The sequence below is a fragment of the Paraburkholderia sp. EG304 genome, from assembly GCF_046543485.1.
Taxonomy (GTDB): Bacteria; Pseudomonadota; Gammaproteobacteria; order Burkholderiales; family Burkholderiaceae; genus Paraburkholderia; species Paraburkholderia youngii.
In genome coordinates this window covers 1-1932 of sequence record NZ_JBKGUA010000186.1, presented here as the reverse complement: position 1 = coordinate 1932, position 1932 = coordinate 1, and the positions used below count along the sequence as shown (strand labels likewise).

The following is a 1932-nucleotide window of genomic DNA, read 5'->3' as shown; positions in this document are numbered from 1 at the left end:
CGTTATCCGTTCTATTACTGCCATCGAAGCTCCCCGTGCCGGACAACCGGCGGCAGGACAGCTTACGCGGCGCAAAAGCGGACATTTGAACTTGGCCAGAAGCGGACATTACAACTTAGCCGCTACAGTATATGCCCACTGTTTTGTAGTTTATGTCAAAGAACGAGCACAGTTCATGATACGTGTTTCGCGGCGCGGTCATGACAATCGCAAGCACCCCGGTACGTTTCAAACCTGCCCTAAGCCTTAACACAGCCTGCGTGATTTCCTCAATTGAGAACCGATAGAACACGTCAGAGCAAAGCACAAGATCATAACGGCCCACGGGCAATTTCACGTTAATCACCGACTCGTGAAAAACCATCTCAGGCAGAAAATTAATATGCGTCATCAGATCGGGATTGATCTCCACGATCGATGTACGCTTAAAGTTCTTCGAGATTGCGTTTGTAACGATGCCAGTACCAACCCCTACCTCGAGAAAGTCCTCTTCCTCAGACAATTCGCCGAGGATGTTCCTCTCCAAAGCATTGATGATGGTCTCACCACGACCTGAGCTGTCCATGACGCGAAGCGCTTCGACGTATTCCTGATCTGAGATTACACTCGCTTCCATACCGCCATTCTGAGTCTCCTCTGCGGCCCCGACGCCCTGAACTGTTTCACTGGTACCCAAGCGCAGCAGGTCAACCGTGAGAATCTCGTCTCCGCACAGTACTGCAAGGCGCGCGGAGTCAGGTTCGTCGGCACATAGCTTCAACGCTGGCCCGGTTGCACGCTTGTTATAGCAGTGTCACTGCAGCAATTACTGCCGACATCTCGTGAGCTTCCAGGTGAGATCGCAAGTAGGCCACAAGGCCCTTGTCATCAAACTGACCATCCCCCACAAATGCATCTTTACCTTTTATCATCGCGTAAATCAGCTGGGCCAGTGTGACGCCCGCATCGGCATCCTGTTCGCAAGCCTGTTTGAGCGGCCCAGCGACGGACGGATCGACGGCACTTGTGCTCCCCGGCCCCCGATCCCCGAATAAACCGAAGCAGGCACGCATGTAGTCCCGAAGAAGTACGAGAGGGAACCCGGACAGCTCGGAAGCGCTGGGTGCCGCCGCGCAATGGATCCGTCTGTGACGTTTCGCCAGTTGGTTAAACGCTACGATTGCCCGTACGGTCTGTTCTCGATGGCTAGGCGGCGGCCGCGTATCCGAAGGAAGCATCCCTGATGGCAGTTTCCCAGAAACGTTTTCTGCACTGATTTTTGAAGTTCTTAGGTTTTTATCGCGGCTCATATGAATAATCTACCGATTGAGCCATGCCGACCTCGTCATCGACATCCATTGGCCGACCTGTAACAGTAGAGAGGTTGACAGGACAAATGCCGTTATGAGTAAGCCGTTGTGGGCCGGGTTAGGCTTCGAACCGGTCCGCGTCTTTACTGGGCGGCGAGATTTCATCCGCAGCAGCGTCTACCCGTCTCACAGCTCGTGGCTGCCCCTGAGTCGAAACAGCACGAATCGAGAACTATGGTAGCCCGACCCTTGCGCATTGCACCAAGACTGCACTATGCAAAAGGCGTCGCCTTCGCGGGGATGCTCTACTGCGCCTATTCTCGGATATCGCCTTGCTTGCGTTTTATTCTTGTCGCATCGAAATGATGTCGCGCAAGTCTTGCGTGATGACAGGTTGACACCCATCAAGAATCCTCGCATCTGCGTGTCTCACTTGGCGTCAATGTCGCTCGTGCCGTTGAGCTCCGCTAATGCTACGGCGAACAAGCCGTGGTATTTGTTGTGTCGGAAAGGAGACGGTTTAGGCAGTATGACTTTCCGTGATGTGGTGGCTGGCCCGCCGTGAGAAACCAGACGCGGGTTAGCATTGCTGCCAGAGCCGCATGGTGTGCACGAGGGCGACACCCGGCGATTTCCAGCACGG

The 1932-nt window shown here is 54.3% G+C and carries 2 protein-coding genes; both read right to left on the bottom strand.

What is annotated here, in order from left to right:
- Positions 1-115 precede the first annotated feature (115 nt).
- Positions 116-760 carry a methyltransferase domain-containing protein gene (locus ACLFKU_RS43150; RefSeq protein WP_410853313.1) on the bottom strand — a complete coding sequence of 215 codons (645 nt, stop codon included), beginning with the start codon at positions 758-760 and terminating at the stop codon, positions 116-118.
- Between the two features lie 22 nt (positions 761-782).
- Positions 783-1289 (bottom strand): hypothetical protein, encoded by a 507-nt coding sequence (locus ACLFKU_RS43145; RefSeq protein ID WP_410853312.1) that lies wholly within the window; start codon positions 1287-1289, stop codon positions 783-785.
- Positions 1290-1932: the final 643 nt, after the last annotated feature.

What these genes read in the sequence shown, in the direction of transcription:
- ACLFKU_RS43145 (WP_410853312.1), bottom strand. Translation starts at nt 1,289, where the DNA reads ATGAGCCGCGATAAAAACCTAAGAACTTCAAAAATCAGTGCAGAAAAC.